This window comes from Enterobacter sp. MGH 24 (assembly GCF_000493015.1).
GTDB lineage: Bacteria > Pseudomonadota > Gammaproteobacteria > Enterobacterales > Enterobacteriaceae > Enterobacter.
This window is the reverse complement of sequence record NZ_KI535657.1, coordinates 2,823,185-2,845,030: the sequence shown is the minus strand read 5'-3', so window position 1 is coordinate 2,845,030 and position 21,846 is coordinate 2,823,185. Positions and strand designations below refer to the sequence as shown.

General features: G+C 59.2%; 22 protein-coding genes and 1 riboswitch. Of the genes, 8 read left to right on the top strand and 14 right to left on the bottom strand.

Annotation, left to right across the window (positions count from 1 at the left end):
- The first annotated feature begins 35 nt into the window (after positions 1–35).
- On the top strand, positions 36–1,142 hold the full coding sequence (locus L370_RS08500) for an ABC transporter permease (RefSeq protein ID WP_023334981.1): 1,107 nt from the start codon (positions 36–38) through the stop codon (positions 1,140–1,142).
- Here L370_RS08500 and L370_RS08505 read toward each other — a convergent pair.
- Positions 1,104–1,514: a YbhQ family protein gene (locus L370_RS08505; RefSeq protein WP_023334980.1), complete on the bottom strand. Its 411-nt coding sequence runs from the start codon at positions 1,512–1,514 to the stop codon at positions 1,104–1,106. The genes L370_RS08500 and L370_RS08505 overlap by 39 nt on opposite strands.
- Before the next feature lie 133 nt (positions 1,515–1,647).
- Between L370_RS08505 and L370_RS08510 the strand changes: the two genes are divergently transcribed.
- Genes L370_RS08510 through L370_RS08520 form a run of 3 tightly spaced genes read left to right on the top strand, consistent with a single transcriptional unit; the run spans position 1,648 to position 4,606 of the window.
- A complete protein-coding gene (locus L370_RS08510; RefSeq protein WP_023334979.1) occupies positions 1,648–2,409 on the top strand; it encodes an endonuclease/exonuclease/phosphatase family protein in 762 nt (253 codons plus the stop codon).
- A complete protein-coding gene (gene clsB, locus L370_RS08515) occupies positions 2,406–3,644 on the top strand; it encodes a cardiolipin synthase ClsB (protein WP_023334978.1) in 1,239 nt (412 codons plus the stop codon). The genes L370_RS08510 and clsB overlap by 4 nt, the downstream gene beginning before the upstream one ends.
- A complete protein-coding gene (locus tag L370_RS08520; RefSeq protein ID WP_023334977.1) occupies positions 3,644–4,606 on the top strand; it encodes a lysylphosphatidylglycerol synthase domain-containing protein in 963 nt (320 codons plus the stop codon). The genes clsB and L370_RS08520 overlap by 1 nt, the downstream gene beginning before the upstream one ends.
- 89 nt (positions 4,607–4,695) lie before the next feature.
- On the opposite strand, the gene L370_RS08525 is transcribed toward L370_RS08520, so the two are convergent.
- The 6 genes from L370_RS08525 to moaA all read right to left on the bottom strand — a co-directional run bounded on the left by L370_RS08525 (position 4,696) and on the right by moaA (position 8,175).
- Positions 4,696–5,403 carry a Bax inhibitor-1/YccA family protein gene (locus L370_RS08525; RefSeq protein WP_023334976.1) on the bottom strand — a complete coding sequence of 236 codons (708 nt, stop codon included), beginning with the start codon at positions 5,401–5,403 and terminating at the stop codon, positions 4,696–4,698.
- Between the two features lie 64 nt (positions 5,404–5,467).
- Entirely contained in the window at positions 5,468–5,920 is a 453-nt protein-coding gene (moaE, locus tag L370_RS08530; protein WP_023334975.1) for a molybdopterin synthase catalytic subunit MoaE, read from the bottom strand.
- Position 5,921: 1 nt separating this feature from the next.
- Complete coding sequence (gene moaD, locus L370_RS08535; protein ID WP_023334974.1) at positions 5,922–6,167, bottom strand: molybdopterin synthase sulfur carrier subunit; 246 nt, start codon at positions 6,165–6,167, stop codon at positions 5,922–5,924.
- Complete coding sequence (moaC, locus tag L370_RS08540) at positions 6,160–6,645, bottom strand: cyclic pyranopterin monophosphate synthase MoaC (protein WP_023292962.1); 486 nt, start codon at positions 6,643–6,645, stop codon at positions 6,160–6,162. The genes moaD and moaC overlap by 8 nt, the downstream gene beginning before the upstream one ends.
- A gap of 3 nt (positions 6,646–6,648) precedes the next feature.
- Positions 6,649–7,161: a molybdenum cofactor biosynthesis protein B gene (gene moaB / locus L370_RS08545; RefSeq protein ID WP_023334973.1), complete on the bottom strand. Its 513-nt coding sequence runs from the start codon at positions 7,159–7,161 to the stop codon at positions 6,649–6,651.
- 24 nt (positions 7,162–7,185) lie between these two features.
- Positions 7,186–8,175, bottom strand: coding sequence for a GTP 3',8-cyclase MoaA (gene moaA / locus L370_RS08550; protein WP_023334972.1), 990 nt, complete (start codon positions 8,173–8,175; stop codon positions 7,186–7,188).
- Positions 8,163–8,296, bottom strand: a riboswitch (molybdenum cofactor riboswitch). Its footprint overlaps the gene before it by 13 nt.
- Positions 8,297–8,521: 225 nt before the next feature.
- Between moaA and yvcK the strand changes: the two genes are divergently transcribed.
- Positions 8,522–9,430 carry a uridine diphosphate-N-acetylglucosamine-binding protein YvcK gene (yvcK, locus tag L370_RS08555; RefSeq protein ID WP_023334971.1) on the top strand — a complete coding sequence of 303 codons (909 nt, stop codon included), beginning with the start codon at positions 8,522–8,524 and terminating at the stop codon, positions 9,428–9,430.
- Between the two features lie 91 nt (positions 9,431–9,521).
- Here the strand turns inward: yvcK and uvrB are convergent, their stop codons facing one another.
- On the bottom strand, positions 9,522–11,537 hold the full coding sequence (gene uvrB, locus L370_RS08560) for an excinuclease ABC subunit UvrB (protein WP_023334970.1): 2,016 nt from the start codon (positions 11,535–11,537) through the stop codon (positions 9,522–9,524).
- Between the two features lie 751 nt (positions 11,538–12,288).
- Between uvrB and L370_RS08565 the strand changes: the two genes are divergently transcribed.
- A complete protein-coding gene (locus tag L370_RS08565; protein WP_023334969.1) occupies positions 12,289–13,011 on the top strand; it encodes an ABC transporter ATP-binding protein in 723 nt (240 codons plus the stop codon).
- On the opposite strand, the gene bioD is transcribed toward L370_RS08565, so the two are convergent.
- The 4 genes from bioD to bioB are packed head-to-tail and all read right to left on the bottom strand — an operon-like array spanning position 12,974 to position 16,601.
- Entirely contained in the window at positions 12,974–13,675 is a 702-nt protein-coding gene (gene bioD / locus L370_RS08570) for a dethiobiotin synthase (protein ID WP_181012993.1), read from the bottom strand. The genes L370_RS08565 and bioD overlap by 38 nt on opposite strands.
- Positions 13,668–14,423 (bottom strand): malonyl-ACP O-methyltransferase BioC, encoded by a 756-nt coding sequence (gene bioC, locus L370_RS08575; protein WP_023334967.1) that lies wholly within the window; start codon positions 14,421–14,423, stop codon positions 13,668–13,670. The genes bioD and bioC overlap by 8 nt, the downstream gene beginning before the upstream one ends.
- Positions 14,407–15,564 carry an 8-amino-7-oxononanoate synthase gene (gene bioF / locus L370_RS08580; RefSeq protein WP_023334966.1) on the bottom strand — a complete coding sequence of 386 codons (1,158 nt, stop codon included), beginning with the start codon at positions 15,562–15,564 and terminating at the stop codon, positions 14,407–14,409. The genes bioC and bioF overlap by 17 nt, the downstream gene beginning before the upstream one ends.
- A complete protein-coding gene (gene bioB / locus L370_RS08585) occupies positions 15,561–16,601 on the bottom strand; it encodes a biotin synthase BioB (protein WP_023334965.1) in 1,041 nt (346 codons plus the stop codon). The genes bioF and bioB overlap by 4 nt, the downstream gene beginning before the upstream one ends.
- Before the next feature lie 68 nt (positions 16,602–16,669).
- On the opposite strand from bioB, the gene bioA reads away from it, so the two are divergent.
- Positions 16,670–17,977: an adenosylmethionine--8-amino-7-oxononanoate transaminase gene (gene bioA / locus L370_RS08590; RefSeq protein ID WP_023334964.1), complete on the top strand. Its 1,308-nt coding sequence runs from the start codon at positions 16,670–16,672 to the stop codon at positions 17,975–17,977.
- A gap of 48 nt (positions 17,978–18,025) precedes the next feature.
- Entirely contained in the window at positions 18,026–18,502 is a 477-nt protein-coding gene (locus tag L370_RS08595; protein WP_023334963.1) for a kinase inhibitor, read from the top strand.
- Between the two features lie 85 nt (positions 18,503–18,587).
- Here L370_RS08595 and hutH read toward each other — a convergent pair whose 3' ends face one another.
- Together hutH and hutU are read right to left on the bottom strand one after the other, a co-directional pair.
- Positions 18,588–20,108 carry a histidine ammonia-lyase gene (gene hutH / locus L370_RS08600; protein WP_023334962.1) on the bottom strand — a complete coding sequence of 507 codons (1,521 nt, stop codon included), beginning with the start codon at positions 20,106–20,108 and terminating at the stop codon, positions 18,588–18,590.
- Positions 20,105–21,793: a urocanate hydratase gene (gene hutU, locus L370_RS08605; RefSeq protein WP_023334961.1), complete on the bottom strand. Its 1,689-nt coding sequence runs from the start codon at positions 21,791–21,793 to the stop codon at positions 20,105–20,107. Before hutU ends, hutH begins: the two co-directional genes overlap by 4 nt.
- Positions 21,794–21,846 lie beyond the last annotated feature (53 nt).

Here is a 21,846-nt window from a genome sequence, read left to right as displayed (position 1 = left end):
TAAGCGCAAGCGCCACCCGACTGGAGGACGATGCGATGTTTCACCGATTATGGACGTTAATACGCAAAGAGCTGCAATCCCTGCTGCGCGAGCCGCAAACCCGCGCCATTCTGGTCTTGCCGGTGCTGATCCAGGTTTTACTGTTCCCGTTCGCCGCCACCCTTGAGGTGACCAACGCCACCATCGCCATTTACAACGAAGACAACGGCAAACATTCCGTCGAGCTGACGCAGCGCTTTGCCCGTGCCAAAGCCTTTACGCACATCCTGCTGCTGAAAAGCCCGCAGGCGATCCAGCCCACTATCGACACGCAAAAAGCGCTGCTGCTGGTGCGGTTCCCGGCGGATTTCTCCCGCAATCTGGATACCTTCCAGACCGCGCCGATGCAGCTGATTCTCGACGGACGTAACTCCAACAGCGCCCAGATCGCAGCGAACTATCTGCAGCAGGTGGTGAAGGATTACCAGCAGGAGCTGATGGACGGCAAACCGAAGCCCAACAACAGCGAGCTGGTGGTGCGCAACTGGTACAACCCGAATCTGGACTACAAGTGGTTCGTGGTGCCGTCGCTGATCGCCATGATCACCACCATCGGGGTGATGATCGTCACCTCCCTGTCCGTCGCCCGCGAGCGCGAACAGGGCACGCTGGACCAGCTGCTGGTCTCCCCGCTCGCCACCTGGCAAATCTTTGTCGGCAAAGCGGTCCCGGCGCTGATTGTCGCGACGTTCCAGGCCACCATCGTGTTGGGGGTAGGCATTTGGGCCTACCAAATCCCGTTTGCCGGTTCGCTGGCGCTGTTTTACTTCACAATGGTAATTTACGGGCTGTCGCTGGTGGGGTTTGGACTGCTCATCTCGGCGCTCTGCTCGACGCAGCAGCAGGCGTTTATCGGGGTATTCGTCTTTATGATGCCCGCGATTTTGCTCTCGGGTTATGTTTCGCCCGTCGAGAATATGCCGGTATGGCTACAGGATCTGACGTGGGTAAATCCGATTCGGCATTTTACGGATATCACCAAGCAAATCTATCTGAAGGATGCGAGTCTGGATATTGTCTGGGGAAGTTTGTGGCCGCTACTGGTCATCGCGGCCACGACGGGCTCAGTGGCGTACGCGATGTTTAGACGCAACATCGCGTAGCTTTTTCTCTTTGGTCAGCAGCGAGACGACCGCAGGCCCTGCGAGGATAGCCAGACCCGCCAGAGCCAGCAGCAGGTTGTTTTGCAGCACGCGCGACAGCAGCCACAGCACAATCATCGCCGCACCAAAATACCAGGTGGTGGTGAGCTCTTCGAGCACATCACCCACCTCGCGCCAGCGCGCTTCATGGTGGCGCTGTAAGAACAGCATCGACAGCACGGTGACGCCATAAAGGACGCATAGCCCCAGGCCAACACGCACCAGCGTGCCGCTCATCCAGCCCATCACCAGTACGGCCACGACCAGTAAATGCAACATTATCTGCCAGCAACTCAGGCCAGTTGCGACACGAACACGTTGTTGCCACTTCATGGCTTCTCTCCTGAAGGATTTTTCTCTGCTTAATCAGACTACCGCACTTTACGGAAAATTCCGTAACGCCGCATCTTTTTGTGACGCCGACTACACTTTATTTTCATTGGGATAGTCACTCAGGAAGGAGCTTATGACTCAAAAAATGCAGCATTTCTCGCTTAAGGTGCTGACGATAAACATTCATAAGGGCTTCACAGCATTTAATCGCCGCTTCATTTTACCGGAGCTGCGCGACGCGGTACGCACCGTCAGCGCGGATATTGTCTGCCTGCAGGAAGTGATGGGCGCACACGAAGTGCATCCGCTCCACTTTGAGAACTGGCCCGACACGCCGCACTATGAATTTCTGGCCGATACCATGTGGAGTGATTACGCCTACGGCCGCAACGCGGTCTACCCGGAAGGGCATCACGGCAACGCGGTGCTGTCCCGTTACCCCATTGAACATTACGAAAACCGCGACGTTTCCGTCGGGGAGAGCGAAAAACGCGGCCTGCTTTACTGCCGCATTACCCCGCCCGACCTCGAGCGACCAGTCCATGTCGGCTGTGTTCATCTGGGCCTTCGCGAAGCCCATCGTCAGGCGCAGCTGAAAATGCTGGCCGAATGGGCCAACGCGCTTCCCGAAGGTGAACCGGTGGTCGTGGCGGGCGATTTCAACGACTGGCGACAGCGGGCAAACCATCCGTTGAAGGTAGATGCCGGGCTGGAAGAGATTTTTACTCGCGCCAACGGCAGGCCTGCGCGCACCTTCCCGGTCCGTTTCCCGCTGCTTCGGCTTGACCGTATCTACGTGAAAAACGCCCACGCCAGCAGCCCGACCGCCCTGGCGCTCCTCAACTGGCGACATCTTTCCGACCACGCCCCGCTCAGCGCGGAGATCCACCTATGAAATGTTCCTGGCAGGAAGGCAACCGAATCACGCTGCTGGTCAACGGAGACGAGTACTACCCGGCCGTGTTCAAGGCGATTGATAACGCGCAGCAGAAGGTGATCCTCGAGACCTTTATCTGGTTCGAAGATAACGTCGGCAAGCAGTTGCACAGCGTGCTGCTGCGAGCCGCACAGCGCGGCGTCAAAATTGAAGTGCTGCTTGATGGCTATGGCTCGCCGGATCTCAGCGATGCGTTTGTGAATGAGTTGACCTCCGCGGGCGTGGTGTTCCGCTACTACGATCCCGGCCCTCGCCTGTTCGGCATGCGTACCAACCTTTTCCGGCGGATGCACCGCAAAATTGTGGTGGTGGACGAGACGGTGGCGTTTGTCGGCGGCATTAACTACTCCGCTGAGCATATGTCCGACTACGGCCCGGAAGCCAAGCAGGACTACGCCATTCGCATTGAAGGCCCGGTGGTGCAGGACATTTTACTGTTTGAGCTGGAGAACCTGCCGGGTAAAGAGGCCGTTCGCCGCTGGTGGAGACGTCGCCATCGCCCTGAAGAGAACCGGAAGCCCGGCGAAGCGCAGGCCCTTTTCGTCTGGCGGGATAACGGCGAACACCGGGACGACATTGAACGTCATTATCTCAAGATGCTCGCCAACGCGAAGCGCGAAGTGATTATTGCTAACGCCTACTTTTTCCCGGGCTATCGTCTGCTGCACGCCATGCGCAATGCGGCGCGACGCGGGGTACGCGTGAAGCTGATTGTGCAGGGCGAGCCGGATATGCCAATCGTCAAAGTCGGCGCGCGGCTGCTGTATAACTACCTGGTGAAGGGCGGCGTACAGATCTACGAATATCGCCGCCGACCGCTGCACGGCAAAGTGGCGCTGATGGACGATCACTGGGCCACCGTGGGCTCCAGTAACCTCGATCCGCTGAGCTTATCGCTCAACCTTGAAGCCAACCTGATCATTCACGATCGCCAGTTTAACCAGACCCTGCGGGATAACCTGCAGGCGTTGATCGTTAACGACAGCGTGCGCGTGGACGAATCCATGGTTCCTAAACGTACCTGGTGGAACCTGGGCATCAGCGTGGTGGTGTTCCACTTCCTGCGACACTTCCCGGCGATGGTCGGCTGGCTGCCCGCGCATACGCCAAAGCTGGCGCAGGTGGACCCGCCGGTTCAACCCGAAATGGAAACTCAGGACCGCATTGAAGCGGAAGACGGAGGGAAAACCTGATGTCGAAATCGCATCCTCGCTGGAAGCTGGCAAAGAAAATCCTCACCTGGCTGTTCTTTATCGCCGTCGCGGTACTGCTGGTGGTGTACGCGCAAAAAGTCGACTGGGAAGAGGTGTGGAAAGTCATCCGCAACTACAACCGGATGGTGCTGCTGGGCGCCGTGGGGCTGGTTATCGTGAGCTACCTGATGTACGGCTGTTATGACCTGCTGGGCCGCGCCTACTGCGGCCACAAGCTGGCCAAGCGCCAGGTGATGCTGGTGTCGTTTATCTGCTACGCCTTTAACCTGACGCTGAGCACCTGGGTCGGCGGCATTGGCATGCGCTACCGCCTTTATTCGCGCCTTGGCCTGCCGGGCGGGACCATCACGCGTATTTTCTCGTTAAGCATCACCACCAACTGGCTGGGCTATATTCTGCTCGGCGGGGCGATCTTCACCATCGGCGTGGTGCAGCTGCCCGCGCACTGGTATATCGACGAGGCCACGCTGCGCATTCTGGGCATCGTGCTGCTGCTGATCATCGCCGTTTATCTGTGGGCCTGCGCCTTTGCTAAACGCCGCCATATGACCATCAAGGGGCAAAAGCTGGTATTGCCCTCATGGAAGTTCGCGGTACTGCAAATGGTGGTCTCCAGCGCCAACTGGATGGCGATGGGGGCCATTATCTGGCTGCTGATTGGCGAGGACGTGAATTACTTCTTCGTGCTGGGCGTGCTGCTGGTGAGCAGTATTGCGGGCGTGATTGTGCATATTCCGGCGGGGATCGGCGTGCTGGAAGCGGTATTTATTGCCCTTCTGGCCGGGGAGCATGTCACTCAGGGAACGATTATCGCCGCCCTGCTGGCGTACCGCATGCTGTATTACTTCCTGCCGCTGGCGCTGGCAACGGTCTGTTATCTGGCGCTGGAGAGCCGGGCGAAGAAGCTGCGGGCGAAGAATGAGAGGATGTTAGCGAAGTGAACAAGTCGGGTGGCGGCTTTGCCTTACCCGACCTACGGTTCGCGTTTCGTAGGCCGGGTAAGGCGAAGCCGCCACCCGGCAAAACAATCCTAGCGACGGTTGCCGAAAATCCGCAGCAGCATCAGGAACAGGTTGATGAAGTCCAGATACAGCGTCAGCGCGCCCAGAATTGAGTATTTGCGCAGGTTTGAACTGTCGCGTACGTCGATCTGCTCGCCGATGTTTTTCAGCTTCTGGGTGTCATACGCCGTCAATCCAACGAAGATCACCACCCCGATATAGGTCACAGCCCACATCAGCGCGTCGCTCTTCAGCCACAGGTTCACCAGCGATGCCAGCACAATCCCAATCAGCCCCATAAACAGCATGTTGCCGAAGCCGCTCAGGTCACGTTTGGTGGTGTAACCGTACAGGCTCATCACGCCGAACATCCCGCCGGTCACCACGAAGGTGCTGGCGATGGAAGAGTAGGTGTAGACGATGAAAATACTGGAAAGCGTCAGCCCGGTCAGCGCCGAATAGAGCATAAACAGCGTGGTCGCCATTCCGGCACTCAGCTTTTGCACCAGGCCAGAAAGCACAAACACCAGCGCCAGCTGCGCGATAATCAGCCCAAAGAAGGTGATCTTGCTGGAGAAGATAAACATCATCAGCTCCGGCGTGTTCGCCGCATACCACGCGATAAACGCGGTAAGCAGCAGGCCAACCGTCATCCAGCCGTACACCTGAGCCATATACGTCTGCAGGCCGCTACGGGTCTGCTGTACTATTGAATCGGAACGCGGAAATCGGTCCATGATTCACTCCTGATTAAGTTTAAGTAGACACACACGTTAAGATTAACACATCCACGTAAACCGACTACCAACGGCTGGCGGCTTGTTTATCGCTGTCACGCGATTCTACCCAGCGGTCACCTTCCGGCGTGGCTTCGCGCTTCCAGAACGGCGCTTTGGTTTTGAGGTAATCCATAATGAACTCCCCTGCCGCAAACGCGCTGCCGCGGTGTGCGCTGGTCACCCCGACAAAGACAATTTCCTCGCCGGGCCACATCTCGCCGATGCGGTGAATCACCGTGACGCGGCCAAGCGGCCAGCGGCTCCGCGCCTCGTCGACAATCTCCGCCAGCGACTTCTCGGTCATCCCCGGATAGTGCTCCAGCGTCAGCGCCTTCACGCTGTCACCCAGGTTGTGGTTGCGCACTTTGCCGGTGAAGGTGACGACCGCGCCGTCTTCATCGCGTTCCGCCAGCCAGCTGTATTCGGTTCCCACGTTAAAACGCTCGGGGCTCACCAGAATTCGTGTTTCAGCCATCTTAGCCCCCCGTCACCGGTGGGAAGAAGGCCACTTCATCGCCTTCCTTCAGCGGATGGGTGAACTCCACCAGCGTCTGGTTAACGGCGGCCAGCAGCTTGCCTTCGTCCAGCGCCAGCGCCCAGCGGTCGCTTTGTGCCGCCAGATGCGCGCGCAGGGCAGCGACGTTTTCGAAGGACGCATCCAGCGTCAGGCTGTCGGTATTCACCAGCTCGCGCACCTGCGCAAAAAAGAGCACCTTAATCATGGCTGTCCACCTTAAAATCACCGGATTTGCCGCCGCTTTTTGCCAGCAGGCGCACCGGGCCAATCACCATATCTTTCTGCACCGCTTTACACATATCGTAGATGGTCAGCGCCGCCACGGAGGCCGCCGTCAACGCCTCCATCTCCACGCCGGTTTTGCCGGTTAAGCGGCACAGTGACTCAATGCGCACGCGGCTCTGCTCCGGCTGCGCCTGCAGGTTCACTTCCACCTTGCTCAGCATCAGCGGATGGCACAGCGGAATGAGATCCCAGGTGCGCTTGGCGGCCTGAATACCCGCGATGCGCGCGGTGGCAAAGACGTCGCCCTTATGGTGGCTGCCGTCGATAATCATCGCCAGCGTTTCCGGCAGCATGGTGACGAACGCTTCCGCGCGCGCCTCGCGTACCGTTTCAGCTTTGGCGGAAACATCCACCATATGCGCTTCGCCGGCGGCGTTAATGTGGGTCAGTTGTGACATAGCTTATTTCTTTAAATGGGGATGGAAATTACACGGACGGGTACGGGCATCGAGCTGCGGGGCGATGATGTTTTCCCACGCGGTGCGGCAGGCTTTGGTCGAACCCGGCATGGCGAAAATCAGGGTTTTGTTAGCCACCCCGGCAACGGCGCGCGACTGGAGCGTAGAGGTACCAATCTCTTCAAAGGAGAGCATGCGGAACACTTCGCCGAAGCCTTCCACCTCGCGGTCGAACAGCGGGATCAGCGCTTCGGGGGCCTGATCGCCTGCGGTAAAGCCGGTGCCGCCGGTGATCAGCACCACCTGCACCTCATCGCTGGCAATCCACTGCGAAACCTGAGCGCGAATGGCGTAGCGGTTCTCCTTCACGATCGCTTTATCGACGATGCTATGCCCCGCGTCATGGGCCGCCTCGCGCAGCCAGTGGCCGGAGGTATCATCCTCTTCGCCACGGCGGTCGGAAACGGTAAGAATGGCAATGCGTGTCGGGATAAATTCTGCGCTTACCTGACTCATCTTCTAATTCCTTCTTAAGCCTGATTACCCGCCGATGTAAGACAGGTTCTGAGTAATGCCGGTATTGCCCTGATGCAGGAAGTGGGTCTGTTTTTTATGCGTCAGCGCTTCAGAAATGCGTGCTTCAAGCGCGTCCTGCTGCGCATCGTCTTCCAGCAGATCGCGAAGGTCTACGCCGCCGTCGCCGAACAGGCAAAGATGGAGCTTGCCAACGGAGGAGACGCGCAGGCGGTTGCAGCTGGCGCAGAAGTCCTTCTCATAGGGCATGATAAGCCCTATCTCACCTTCGTAATCCGGGTGGCAGAAGACCTGCGCCGGGCCGTCGCTGCGCTGGCGGATCTGGTGGATCCAGCCGCGTTTCAGCAGCGCGTCGCGCAGCACCATGCCGGAGATGTGATGGCGACGGAACAGCTCGCTCCCCTCACCCGTTTCCATCAGCTCGATAAAACGCAGCTGTATAGGGCGGGATTTGATCCACGCCAGGAAGGTATCGAGCTGATGATGGTTCACATCACGCATCAGTACCGTGTTGACTTTGACCTTCTCGAACCCGGCCGCAAATGCCGCGTCGATACCGTCCATGACCTGCTGGAATTTATCCTGGCCGGTAATGGCATGGAACTGACGGGCGTCCAGGCTATCGACGCTGACGTTGATCGCCGTCAGCCCCGCATCGCGCCAGTTCGCCACGTCACGCGCCATGCGGTAACCGTTGGTGGTCACCGCAATCTGGCGGATACGTTCGTTTTCACGCACGGCGGCGATGATGTCGGGAAAATCACGGCGCAGAGAGGGTTCACCGCCGGTCAGACGCACTTTTTCGGTGCCGAGCTCAGAGAAGGCGCGCGTGACGCGGCGCACTTCATCCACGGAGAGAAAGCCGTTATTGGTGACGCTGCCCGGTTTGTAGCCATCGGGCAGGCAGTAGGTGCAACGGAAGTTGCACACATCGGTAATCGACAGACGTAAGTAATAAAACTTACGCGCGAAAGCATCAGTAAGTTGTGAAGCCATGTACACCTTTCCAGATCGGGAGGCACAGTCATTTCTTTCTGTACCCTGGTGGCAAATTCGCCACGGCCAGAGCGCCATATCTTTCGACACAGGCACAAGGGCTAGAGTGTATGTTTTCAATTTTGAAAACGTGGTTAGGACGATAGTAGCGCGGAAATTCTGACGGCGCCATTATCGCTTTACGCTATATAATTATCTATATAGCGTATCAATCCTGCATTTTCGCTACAGAATACCTAAAAACCGCATTTTCACATTGATATACGTCATTTTGCATCGGGTGAGGCATCGTCTTTTAGGGGTAGTTAGGTTACTGTTACGCGATCGAACGTGATAAGGAATACGTATGCGCAATCGCACTTTTGCGGATCTTGACCGAGTGGTCGCTCTTGGCGGCGGGCACGGCTTAGGCCGGGTTATGTCCTCTTTGTCCTCACTCGGCTCAAGGCTGACAGGGATAGTGACCACCACCGATAACGGCGGCTCAACCGGGCGCATTCGTCGTGCCGAAGGCGGCATTGCCTGGGGAGATATGCGCAACTGCCTGAACCAGTTAATTACCGAGCCAAGCGTCGCGTCGGCGATGTTTGAGTACCGTTTTGGGGGTAATGGCGAACTTTCCGGGCATAACCTCGGAAATCTGATGTTAAAGGCGCTTGATCACCTGAGCGTACGGCCTCTGGAAGCCATCAACTTAATCCGTAATCTGCTCAAAGTGGACGCATTCCTGATCCCCATGTCTGAACAACCGGTTGACTTGATGGCAATCGACGCTGAAGGGCATGAAGTTTACGGCGAGGTGAATATTGACCAGCTCCTCCTGCCGCCAATGGAGTTGATGACCTATCCGAGCGTGCCCGCCACGAGGGAAGCGGTAGAGGCCATCGGGGAAGCGGATCTTATCCTGATCGGTCCGGGCAGTTTTTATACCAGCCTGATACCCATTCTGCTGGTGAAAGAGCTGGCGCAGGCGCTGCGCCGTACCCCAGCCCCGATGGTGTACATCGGTAACCTGGGACGTGAACTGAGCCCGGCGGCGGCGAGCCTGTCGCTGTCAGACAAACTCAATTTGATGGAGCATTACGTCGGCAAGAAAATCATTGACGGCGTAGTCGTGGGCCCAAAAGTGGATGTGTCAGGGATTGGCGATCGTCTGGTGGTGCAGGAGCCGCTGGAGGCCAGCGATATCAAGTATCGCCACGACCGTCATCTGCTGCGCGAGGCCCTGGAGAAGGCGATTCAGGCGCTGGGCTAGCAACCCCCCCGGTGGCGCTGCGCTTACCGGGGCTACAAAAGACGCTAACCCCGTAGGCCCGGTAAGCGCAGCGCCACCGGGCAAAACCCACTCACGATGCCGCGATGAAAAGATCCCGCAGCTGATGAAGCTGGTCGCGGATCTGCGCCGCCTCTTCGAACTCCAGGTTCTGCGCGTGCTGCATCATCTGCCCTTCCAGCTCGTGGATTTTCTGCTGCAGCGCTTTCGGCGTCAGCACGACGGTATCTTCTTCCACCACTGAACGCGCCTTGCCGCGACCTTTCGCTTTGGTTTTGGCAATGTTCTGACCCAGCGCCAGAATATCCACCACCTTCTTGTTCAGCCCCTGCGGCGTGATGCCGTGCTCTTCGTTGTAGCGCTGCTGTTTCTCGCGGCGGCGCTCCGTTTCACCGATCGCTTTCGCCATCGACGGGGTGATTTTGTCGCCGTACAGAATCGCTTTACCGTTGACGTTACGCGCCGCACGGCCGATGGTCTGGATCAGGGAGCGTTCAGAACGCAGGAAGCCCTCTTTATCCGCATCCAGAATCGCCACCAGCGAGACCTCCGGCATATCCAGACCTTCTCGCAGCAGGTTGATCCCCACCAGCACGTCAAACTCGCCCAGACGCAGGTCGCGGATAATCTCCATGCGCTCCACGGTGTCAATATCCGAGTGCAGATAGCGCACCTTCTCGCCGTGCTCTTCGAGATATTCGGTGAGGTCTTCCGCCATACGCTTGGTGAGCGTGGTCACCAGCACGCGCTCGTTGATGGCGGAACGGACCCGAATTTCCGAGAGCAGATCGTCCACCTGCGTGGCCACCGGACGAACTTCAATAATGGGATCGAGCAGACCCGTTGGACGCACTACCTGATCGACAACGTCTTCACCGGATTTCTCCAGCTCGTAGTTGCCCGGCGTGGCCGAGACGTAAATGGTTTGCGGCGCCAGCGCCTCAAACTCTTCAAACTTCATCGGACGGTTATCCAGCGCTGACGGCAGGCGGAATCCGTACTCCACCAGCGTCTCTTTGCGCGCGCGGTCACCGCGGTACATCCCGCCGATCTGCGGGATTGTAACGTGGGATTCGTCGATCACCAGCAAACCGTCTGCCGGAAGGTAATCAAACAGCGTCGGCGGTGGCTCGCCAGGCCCGCGCCCGGAGAGGAAGCGCGAGTAGTTTTCAATGCCGGAGCAGTAGCCCAGCTCGTTCATCATCTCAAGGTCGAACTGGGTGCGCTGGCTCAGGCGCTGCTCTTCCAGCAGCTTATTGTTCGCCAGAAGCACCTTACGGCGCTCGGCCAGCTCCACTTTGATCTCTTCCATCGCCTGCACGATACGCTCGCGCGGCGTCACGTAGTGCGTTTTCGGGTAGATGGTGAAGCGCTGGATCACCGACTCAACGTGTCCGGTCAGCGGGTCGAAGAGCGACAGGCGTTCAACCTCTTCGTCAAACAGCTCGACGCGCAGCGCCATATCGTCTGATTCCGCCGGGAAGATGTCGATCACCTCGCCGCGTACGCGGAAGGTGCCGCGCTGGAACGCCTGATCGTTACGGGCATACTGCAGCTCCGCCAGACGACGGACGATGGCGCGCTGATCGATGATCATCCCCTGCGTCAGGTGCAGCATCATCTTGAGATAGAGATCCGGATCGCCCAGACCGTAGATCGCGGAAACCGATGCGACGACGACCACGTCGCGACGCTCCAGAAGCGCCTTAGTGGCCGACAGACGCATCTGCTCGATGTGTTCGTTCACCGAGGCATCCTTCTCAATGAAGGTGTCAGAGCTCGGCACGTAGGCTTCAGGCTGGTAGTAATCGTAGTAGGAGACGAAATACTCCACCGCATTTTCCGGGAAGAACTCTTTCATCTCACCGTAAAGCTGCGCGGCCAGGGTTTTATTGGGTGCCAGCACCATCGTTGGGCGCTGGAGATCCGCAATCACGTTGGCAATGGTGAACGTTTTACCCGAGCCGGTTACCCCCAGCAGCGTCTGGTGCGCCAGCCCGTCTTCCAGCCCCTCCTCCAGACGACGGATCGCCTCAGGCTGATCGCCAGATGGACGGAAAGCAGAATTCAATTTGAACGGTTTACTCATGGGCGACAACCTGATGACGTTAAAAGCGGCAGGTGAGTAATTTTACTCCTTGTTGCCAGGAATGCCAGTAAAAAACACTGGATGAAAAACCAGTAGCATGTCAGGATATTTAGAGTAGCGCCTGAATGATTAGCGCGATAGCGGCCAAAATTTGGGCTGTGACAATATAAAACACCAGTCAGGTCAGGTTATCCCCAGAACTTTTTCTTTTTTAACATTTGTCAAGCCAGGTAATGATAGTTTTGTGGCAACGGGTGACACTTTCATGACGGGAATTGCTTTTATCTAAGCAATTAAATAATAAACGATATTTTCTAAAGCCGCGTTTCGCGCCAATTTGGGCGTAAGCCGCGTCTTCTCTCGCTTATCGCGTGTTTTCTAACTCTAATGCACATGGTTATCCACAGGAATAGTGGATAACTGCTTCCAGCCCATGCAGACTGGCGCTCGGCAAATTCCCGGTTTTTCCCACGAGACGGCTGCAAAAAATTTTTATAGCTATTTTTTGATGATTAACAGTTGCGTCATTCATAACCAACCGATGGGATCTTGCTCACATTTTAATCATTTCGGGTTCTGCACCACAACTCAACACCGCCAGCACTGTCGATGTGCAATCCGGTTTTTTATAAACCGCTTTCCGGTGATTTATTCCTAAAAAAGCCGTTTTTTTAAACACTTTTCGGTTTCTGGCAGGGGTTTTGCAGATTCAAACTCGAGCCTCACCTACACACATTTTAAGGAGAGAAAGATGTTGAGTCTGCGTGCTGTGAATCAGTTTTACGGAAGCCAACATACGCTATGGAACGTGAATTTGGATTTTCCGCAAGGGATGTGTACAGGCGTCGTTGGCCTGCCGGGGATGGGGAAAACCACCCTCATGAATTGCATCGCCGGGAGAGTGCCCGTTGAAAGCGGCAGCATCATCTGGCATGAGGCGGGCGCGCCGCCGCGCGATTTGCTTAACCTGCCGCCAGAACAGCGCTCAGGACCGGGGATAGGCTATGTCCCGCAGGACAGACGGATCTTCTCCCAGCTAACGATTGAGGAAAATCTGCATATCGCCATGCGGGCGATGGGGAAACCCAACCCGGAAGCGAAAAGTGACGTTTATGACCTGTTTCCGGCGCTCTACACACTGCGACAGACCCGCGCCAACACGCTCTCTCCGGACGACCAGTACCAGCTGGCGCTGGCTAATGCGCTGGTGAACCGTCCGCACCTGCTGATCCTCGATGAGCCCCTGCACGGCGCAGGACACAGCTTCGCCCAGAGACTGGGGCAGCTGCTGCTGCGCTTGAACCGGGAGTTAGGTATGACGGTGCTGCTAGCGGAGCAGCAGCTGTCGTTTATCCGTCGGGTGGCGGACCGTTTCTGTATGCTCTATCGAGGGCGTAACGTGGCGCAGGGCCACGTTAACGAACTGGATGACGAGCTTATCGCGCACTGGATGTCGCGGGAAGCAAGACGCTGAGATCGAGATAACGCCCGGTGTCGGCATTTTCCGCGCCGTCAGCAAGCCAGGGAATTTCTCCGAGGCACGGGGCGGGAAGAACGCGCCTGAGCGTCGCCAGATATTCCTGGTGTCGTTTACCCGGTGCAACCACGTCGTTGGCTATCCAGCCCGCCAGCGTCAGCCCGGCCTGCTGTACGGCCTGCGCGGTCAACATGGCGTGATTGATGCAGCCCAGCTTAACGCCGACGACCAGAATGACCGGAAGCTGCTCGGCCTTCACCCAGTCAGCAAACGTCTGCGTGTCCGAAAGCGGCGTAAACCAGCCCCCTGCACCTTCCACCAGCACCCAGTCGGCCTGACTTTCCAGCGTCCGCAACCCGGCTGAAAGCACGGCGAAATCAATCGGACGACCTTCGTCAGCGCTGATAATGTGCGGCGAGGTCGGCTCGGCAAAGGTGTACGGATTGACCGCTGAATAGGCGAGTTCACGCGTGCTGTTTCGCTGGAGCGCCAGCGCGTCGGTGTTGCGTAACCCTTCCGCCGTCATCTCGCTGCCAGAGGCGACGGGCTTATACCCGGCGGTGGTTTTTCCCTGTAAACGGGCAGCCTGCAGCAGGGCCGCGCTGGCAACCGTTTTGCCCACTTCCGTGTCCGTGCCGGTAACAAAATAACGTTCAGTCACGTTCGATAATCCCATGAAAAAGTTGATAAGAGAGCGGGAAATGACCCCGCTGCTGCGGCCAGGCCAGCTCCAGACGCTGCAGCTGGCCCCGGGTCAGCGGTTTTTTCTCCCGCCCGGCATGCAGGTGCGTAGCCCCGATGCCCTTCAGCGAGCGCATGGCGCTGAGCGCATCGCTAAAATTGAGGGTGATGGTCTGCACCGTGCTGCGGTAGCGCCAGCCTGCCAGCGCCTGCGTCACCTGGTCATGCGATAAAAAACGGTTCGCGTGCGGCTGCTCATCCACCGCTTTCCACGCCTGATTCAGCTCCGGCAGCGAACTTTCCAGCAGGGTGGTAAAGGCCACCTTCCCGCCCGGTCGCGCCACGCGATATAGCTCGCGCAGGGCATGCGGCAGGCTGCTGCACCACTGGACCGCCAGATGACTCCAGACCAGATCGAACTGCGCATCCGCCAGCGGAATCGCCTCGATATCGGCCAGCAGATAGCGATCCGCTGCCTCCCTCTGGCGCGCCTCGTCGAGCATCTGGTCTGAGAGGTCGATAGCCGTGACCAGGCTTCCCGCCCCGCGCCAGTAGCGGCTGTTGCTGCCGGGACCACAGCCGGCGTCCAGCACCTGCGGAAAACGGTTCTCGCCAAGCGCGGCCAGAAGCCCCTCCGCGCTCTGACGCTGCAGTTCATCGTGCTGCGAATAGCTCTGCGCGGCCCGGCCAAATGCCGCCGCAACGGCCTGTTTATTCACCGGCATCATGAAGCACCTCCAGCAGCGTCTGGATATCCGGTGATTCATGAGCCGCCGTCAGGGTTAAGCGTAGCCGCGCGGTGCCCGGCGGGACCGTTGGCGGGCGGATGGCGGTCACCCATATGCCGCGCTCGCGCAGCGCCTGTGCCAGCGCCAGCGCGCGGCCGTTTTCGCCAACAATCACCGGCTGGATAGCGCTCTGCGAATCGGGACTGTGGAAGGGCAGCGCCGCTAACCCCTGGCGGAAGCGGGAGATATGCTCCGCCAGCCGCTGGCGACGTTCATCCCCTTCTGCGCTGCGGATCACCGCCAGCGACGCAGACAGCGCCACGGCCTGCGCCGGGGGCATGCTGGTGCTGTAAATCAGGTGTCGGGCAAACTGCAGCAGATAGTCGGCGACGGACTCGCTGCACAGCACGGCGGCGCCGCTGACGCCAAAGCCCTTGCCGAAGGTGACGATCAGCAGCTCCGGCTTCACGTTTTGCAGATGCGCGCTACCGCGTCCTTCGTCGCCCATCACGCCAGTGCCGTGGGCATCGTCCACCAGCAGCCAGGCGTTTTGCCGTTTTGCAGCCTCGTGCAGCGCGGCAAGCGGCGCGCTGTCACCGTCCATGCTGAACACCCCTTCGGTGATCGCCAGCTGCTGTCCGTCGCAGGGTTTATCCAGCAGCGCGGCGAGCTGCCCCGCATCGTTATGGGCAAAGCGGCGCAGCTGCGCCGGGCTTAAGTTTGCCGCCTCCAGCAGCGAAGCGTGGCTCAGGCGGTCGGCGACTATGCGGTCCTCTTTTTCCATCAGCGCGGTAATAACCGCCTGATTGGCGGCAAAGCCGGAGATAAACAGCAGCGCGCGCGGGTAGCCAAGCCAGTCGGCAAGCGCTTCCTCCAGCGCCTGATGCGCCGCGGTGTATCCGCTGACGTGTCCCGAGCCGCCGCTGCCCACGCCAAACCGCTCCGCGCCCTGCTGCCAGGCGCGAATGATGGCCGGATGCTGGCTCAGCCCGAGATAGTCGTTGCTGGAGAAGTTACAGAACTGCCGCCCGTCGTGGGTCAGAAAACGGCCTGCGCCGTTCTCCACTACCCTGCGAACGCGAAACGCCTCTGCCGCCCGGCGTTCGTCCAGCGCGGTATTAATGCGTGCCTGCCAGGTCATACGGTTGCCGCGTTGTAGAACTGGTCGGTGTCGGCGTTGAAAATCTGCTGCTCCAGCTGCTGCTGCTGCTCGTTATCGCCCGTCAGCACCTCGGTCTGGTGCGGATTCAGCCCCAGCTTGCGGAACAGCTGAACGTCTTTGTCCTCTTCCGGGTTCGGCGTGGTCAGCAGCTTGCAGCCGTAGAAGATGGAGTTGGCACCGGCCATAAAGCACATCGCCTGGGTCTGCTCGTTCATCTGCTCGCGACCGGCAGAGAGGCGCACGAAAGAGGTCGGCATCATGATGCGCGCCACCGCGATGGTGCGAATAAAATCAAACGCATCCACGTCGTCGTTATCCGCCAGCGGCGTGCCTTTGACCTTCACCAGCATGTTGATCGGCACGCTCTCCGGCGGGGTCGGCAGGTTCGCCAGCTGCAGCAGCAGGCCCGCGCGGTCTTTCACCGTCTCACCTAAGCCCACGATACCGCCGGAGCAGACCTTGATCCCCGCATCGCGCACTTTATCCAGCGTGTCCAGACGCTCCTGATAGGTCCGTGTGGTGATGATGTTGCCGTAAAACTCCGGCGAGGTGTCGAGGTTGTGGTTGTAGTAGTCCAGCCCCGCCGCGGAGAGGCGCTGCGCCTGCTCGTCGTTCAGCGTGCCGAGCGTCATACAGGCTTCGAGGCCCATCTCCTTCACGCCCTTCACCATCTGCTCCAGATACGGCATGTCGCGATCGTGCGGGTTCTTCCACGCCGCGCCCATGCAGAAGCGGGTCGAGCCGGCGTTTTTCGCCTTACGCGCCGAGTCGAGCACCTGCTCCACTTCCATCAGCCGCTCGGATTCCAGGCCGGTTTTGTAGCGCGCGCTCTGCGGGCAATATTTGCAGTCTTCAGGACAGGCACCGGTCTTGATCGACAGCAGCGTGCTGACCTGAACGTGGCGAGGATCGAAGTGCTGACGATGCACCTGTTGGGCTTCGAACATCAGCTCAAGGAAAGGTTTGTTAAATAATTCAGTGACTTGCGACATCGTCCAGCGTGCGTGGTGAGCCATGGGGCTTCTCCAAAGGGTTTTGTTAATTTTCGGTTCGGTTTATACTCGTAAACCTAAAACTTTTCAAAATGGTTTACAAGTCGATTATGACCCAGGACGATCTCGCCTTCGACAAGCAGCATATCTGGCACCCTTACACTTCCACTACCCGCCCCCTTCCCGTCTATCCGGTGGCCTCGGCCCACGGCTGCGAGCTGCACCTCGCCAGCGGCGAACGGCTCGTTGACGGGATGTCCTCCTGGTGGGCGGCCATTCACGGGTACAACCACCCGCGCCTGAATGCGGCGATGAAGGCGCAGATTGACCAGATGTCGCACGTGATGTTTGGCGGAATCACCCATCAGCCCGCGGTGGATTTATGCCGCCGCCTGGTGGCGATGACGCCTGCATCGCTGGAGTGCGTGTTCCTGGCGGATTCCGGCTCGGTGGCGGTGGAAGTGGCGATGAAAATGGCGCTGCAGTACTGGCACGCGAGGGGCGAAACGCGCCAGCGGTTCCTCACCTTCCGCAACGGCTATCACGGGGATACCTTCGGGGCGATGTCGGTGTGCGATCCGGATAACTCCATGCACAGCCTGTGGAAGGGCTATCTGCCGGAAAACCTGTTTGCCCCGGCACCCCAGAGCCGCTTCGACGGCGAGTGGAACGAGATGGACATGGTCGGCTTCGCGCGGCTGATGGCGGCGCATCGCCATGAAATCGCCGCCGTGATCCTGGAGCCGATTGTGCAGGGCGCAGGCGGAATGCGGATGTACCACCCGGAATGGCTGAGGCGCATTCGCAGGATGTGCGACCGCGAAGGCATTCTGCTGATTGCCGATGAGATCGCCACCGGCTTTGGCCGCACCGGCAGGCTGTTTGCCTGCGAGCATGCGGGCATTGCGCCGGATATTCTGTGTCTGGGTAAAGCGCTGACCGGCGGCACCATGACGCTCTCCGCCACGCTCACGACCCGTCACGTTGCCGACACCATCAGCGACGGCGAGGCGGGCTGCTTTATGCACGGCCCGACGTTTATGGGCAACCCGCTGGCCTGCGCCGTCGCAAGCGAAAGCCTCGCCATTCTGGAGAGCGGCGAGTGGCAGAAGCAGGTTGCGGCAATTGAAGCGCAGCTGAAAGAGGATCTGAGCGCCGCCTCGGGCGCGAATTTCGTGGCGGACGTGCGCGTGCTGGGCGCCATCGGCGTGATTGAAACCACCCATCCGGTGAATATGGCGGCGCTGCAGCGCTTCTTCGTTGATCAGGGCGTCTGGGTGCGGCCTTTCGGCAAGCTTATCTACCTGATGCCGCCGTACAGCATTACGCCGGAGCAGCTGCGTAAATTAACCGACGCGGTTGTAACAGCCGTTAACATTCCTGCGCATTTCACGATGTAACCCTATGCATTACACTTGCTGAACGAGCGATCAACGAGGGTAAACCGTATGAAAATCATCAGTAAAGATCTGCGCGACGGTGAAAAACTGCCGGAACGTCACGTATTCAACGGCATGGGGTATCAGGGAGACAATATCTCCCCGCACCTGGCGTGGGACGAGGTTCCGGCCGGAACCAAAAGCTTTGTCGTGACCTGCTACGACCCGGATGCGCCTACCGGCTCCGGCTGGTGGCACTGGATTGTGGCGAACCTGCCTGCCGACACGCGCGTCCTGCCGCAGGGCTCCGGCTCTGACCTGGTTGCCCTGCCTGAAGGTGCCATTCAGACGCGCACCGATTTTGGTAAAGCGGGCTACGGCGGCGCAGCGCCGCCAAAAGGGGAAACCCACCGCTATATCTTCACGGTGCACGCGCTGAATGTGGAGAAGATTGAGGTCGACGAAGGGGCGAGCGGCGCGATGGTAGGGTTTAACGTGCACTTCCATTCACTCGGGAGCGCGTCGATTACGGCGATGTATTCCTAAAAAAAAGCCGGGTGGCGGCTACGCCTTACCCGGCCTACATTTCGTACCCGTAGGCCCGGTAAGCGCAGCGCCACCGGGCATAAAATCACAGCACCGAAGGCAACAACCCCACCAGCCGTCCTTCCTCCAGAAGCTGCATCGCCTTATCAATATCCGGCGCAAAGAAGCGGTCGTCATCGTAGTGCTTAACGTGCTCGCGCAACGCATGACGCGCCTGCTCCAGCAGCGGGCTGGATTTTAGCCCTTCTCGCAGATCGATACCCTGACTTGCCGCCAGCCATTCCACCGCCAGCACGCCGCGGGTGTTGGCGGCCATTTCCCAGAGACGACGCCCGGCAGCCGGTGCCATCGAAACGTGATCTTCCTGGTTTGCAGACGTTGGCAGGCTGTCCACGCTGTGCGGGTGCGACAGGGCTTTGTTCTCGCTTGCCAGCGCTGCGGCCGTCACCTGAGCAATCATAAAGCCCGAGTTGACCCCGCCGTTACGCACCAGGAACGGTGGCAGCTGGGACATATGTTTATCCATCATCAGCGCGATACGGCGCTCGGACAACGCGCCGACTTCGGCAATCGCCAGGGCGATATTATCCGCCGCCATCGCTACCGGCTCGGCGTGGAAGTTACCGCCGGAGACCACCTCGTTTTCCTGGGCGAACACCAGCGGGTTATCGGACACCGCGTTGGCTTCCACCAGCAGCACCTCCGCCGCCTGGCGCAACTGCGTCAGGCACGCGCCCATCACCTGCGGCTGGCAGCGCAGGGAATACGGATCCTGAACCTTGTCGCAGTTATGGTGTGAATCGGCAATTTCGCTGGTGTCGGTAAGCACGTGACGGTACATCGCGGCGGCATCAATCTGCCCACGCTGACCGCGCACCTCGTGGATGCGGGCATCGAACGGGCGACGCGAGCCCAGCACGGCTTCGGTGGTCAGCGCGCCGCACACCACCGCCGAGGCAAACAGATCTTCCGCTTCAAACAGGCCGCGCAGCGCGAAAGCGGTCGATGCCTGCGTGCCGTTCAGCAGCGCCAGCCCCTCTTTCGCCGCCAGCGTAATGGGTGTTAAGCCGGCTTTTTTCAGCGCCTCTTTCGCAGGCAGCCACTCGCCCTGCCAGCGCGCTTTGCCTTCGCCCAGCAGCAGCAGCGACATGTGCGCCAGCGGCGCGAGATCGCCGGATGCCCCAACAGAGCCTTTTGCCGGGATCCACGGATAGACTTCCGCATTGACCAGCGCCATCAGCGCCTGAATGACGCTCAGGCGAATGCCTGAAAAGCCGCGCGCCAGGCTGTTGATTTTGAGGACCATCATCAGACGGACAATCTCATCGTCAAGCGGCTGGCCGACGCCCGCCGCGTGCGACAGCACCAGCGAACGCTGTAAGTTTTCCAGATCGTGCGTCGCGATGCGGGTCTGCGCCAGCAGCCCAAAGCCGGTGTTAATCCCGTAGGCGGTGCGCCCTTCAGCCACAATGGCTTCCACACAGGCAACGCTGTCATTAATGGCCGCGTGCGCGCTTTCATCCAGCGAAAGGGTGACCGGTTTACGCCAGACGTTACGCAGCTGTTTGAGCGTCAGCGAGCCGGGAGTGAGTGTTAATGCGTTCATTCATGCTTTCCTTGTGTGGCAGGGATCATCGGCAGGTTAAGGCCCTGCTCTTTGGCACAATCAATGGCAATCTCATAACCCGCATCCGCGTGACGCATCACGCCGGTTGCCGGGTCGTTGTGGAGTACGCGAGCGATACGCGCGGCGGCTTCATCGGTTCCGTCGCAGACGATGACCATCCCGGAATGCTGGGAGAAGCCCATCCCCACGCCGCCGCCGTGGTGCAGCGATACCCAGGTCGCGCCGCTGGCGGTATTGAGCAGAGCGTTCAGCAGCGGCCAGTCGGAGACCGCATCCGAGCCGTCGCGCATGGCTTCCGTTTCGCGGTTCGGGCTGGCGACGGAGCCGGAGTCCAGGTGGTCGCGGCCAATGACGATCGGCGCGGAAACTTCACCGCTGCGCACCATTTCGTTGAAGGCCAGACCGAGTTTTTGCCGCCACTCCAGCCCTACCCAGCAGATACGCGCCGGCAGACCCTGGAAGTTAATGCGCTCGCGGGCCATATCCAGCCAGCGGTGCAGGTGTTCGTCATCGGCGACGATCTCCTTCACTTTGGCGTCGGTTTTGTAGATATCCTCCGGGTCACCGGACAGGGCAACCCAGCGGAACGGGCCGATACCGCGGCAGAACAGCGGGCGAATATAGGCAGGAACGAAGCCCGGGAAGTCGAACGCGTTATTTACGCCCATCTCTTTCGCCATCTGGCGGATGTTGTTGCCGTAGTCAAAGGTCGGAATGCCCATCTGGCTAAAGGCCAGCATGGCGGAGACGTGCTCGGCCATGGAACGTTTCGCGGCAAGCACGGTGCCTTCCGGATCGGTCTCCGCTTTTTGCTGATATTCTTCCCACGTCCAGCCCTTTGGCAGGTAACCGTGCAGCGGGTCATGAGCGCTGGTCTGGTCGGTGACCAGATCCGGGCGCACGCCGCGGGCGACGAGCTGCGGGAGAATATCCGCCGCGTTGCCGCACAGGGCAATCGACACGGCTTTCCCTTCGGAGGTGTATTTTTTGATGCGCGCCAGCGCATCGTCCAGATCGGTTGCCTGTTCATCGACGTAGCGGGTACGCAGACGGAAATCAATGCGGCTCTGCTGGCACTCAACGTTGAGCGAGCACGCGCCGGCAAGCGTGGCGGCCAGCGGCTGCGCGCCGCCCATGCCGCCGAGACCCGCGGTCAATACCCAGCGGCCTTTGAGCGAGCCGTTATAGTGCTGGCGACCGGCCTCTACAAAGGTTTCGTATGTGCCCTGCACGATCCCCTGGCTGCCGATGTAGATCCAGCTCCCCGCGGTCATCTGGCCATACATCGCCAGCCCTTTTGCGTCCAGCTCGTTGAAGTGTTCCCATGTGGCCCAGTGCGGCACGAGGTTAGAGTTGGCGATCAGCACGCGCGGCGCGTTTTTGTGCGTTTTAAATACGCCTACCGGCTTGCCGGACTGTACCAGCAGGGTTTCGTCGTGTTCGAGTTCGGTCAGGGATTTTACAATTGCGTCATAGCATTCCCAGTTGCGCGCGGCGCGGCCTATGCCGCCGTAGACCACCAGCTCGTGGGGGTTTTCCGCCACCTCAGGATCAAGGTTGTTCATCAACATGCGCAGCGGGGCTTCGGTGAGCCAGCTTTTGGCGGTGAGCGTGGTGCCGCGCGCGGCGCGGACATCCTGCTGGCGGTATTTACCTGACGACATTGTGTGCTCCTCATAGGGGACAGATGATGCATTTAGATATACTTGTATAGACA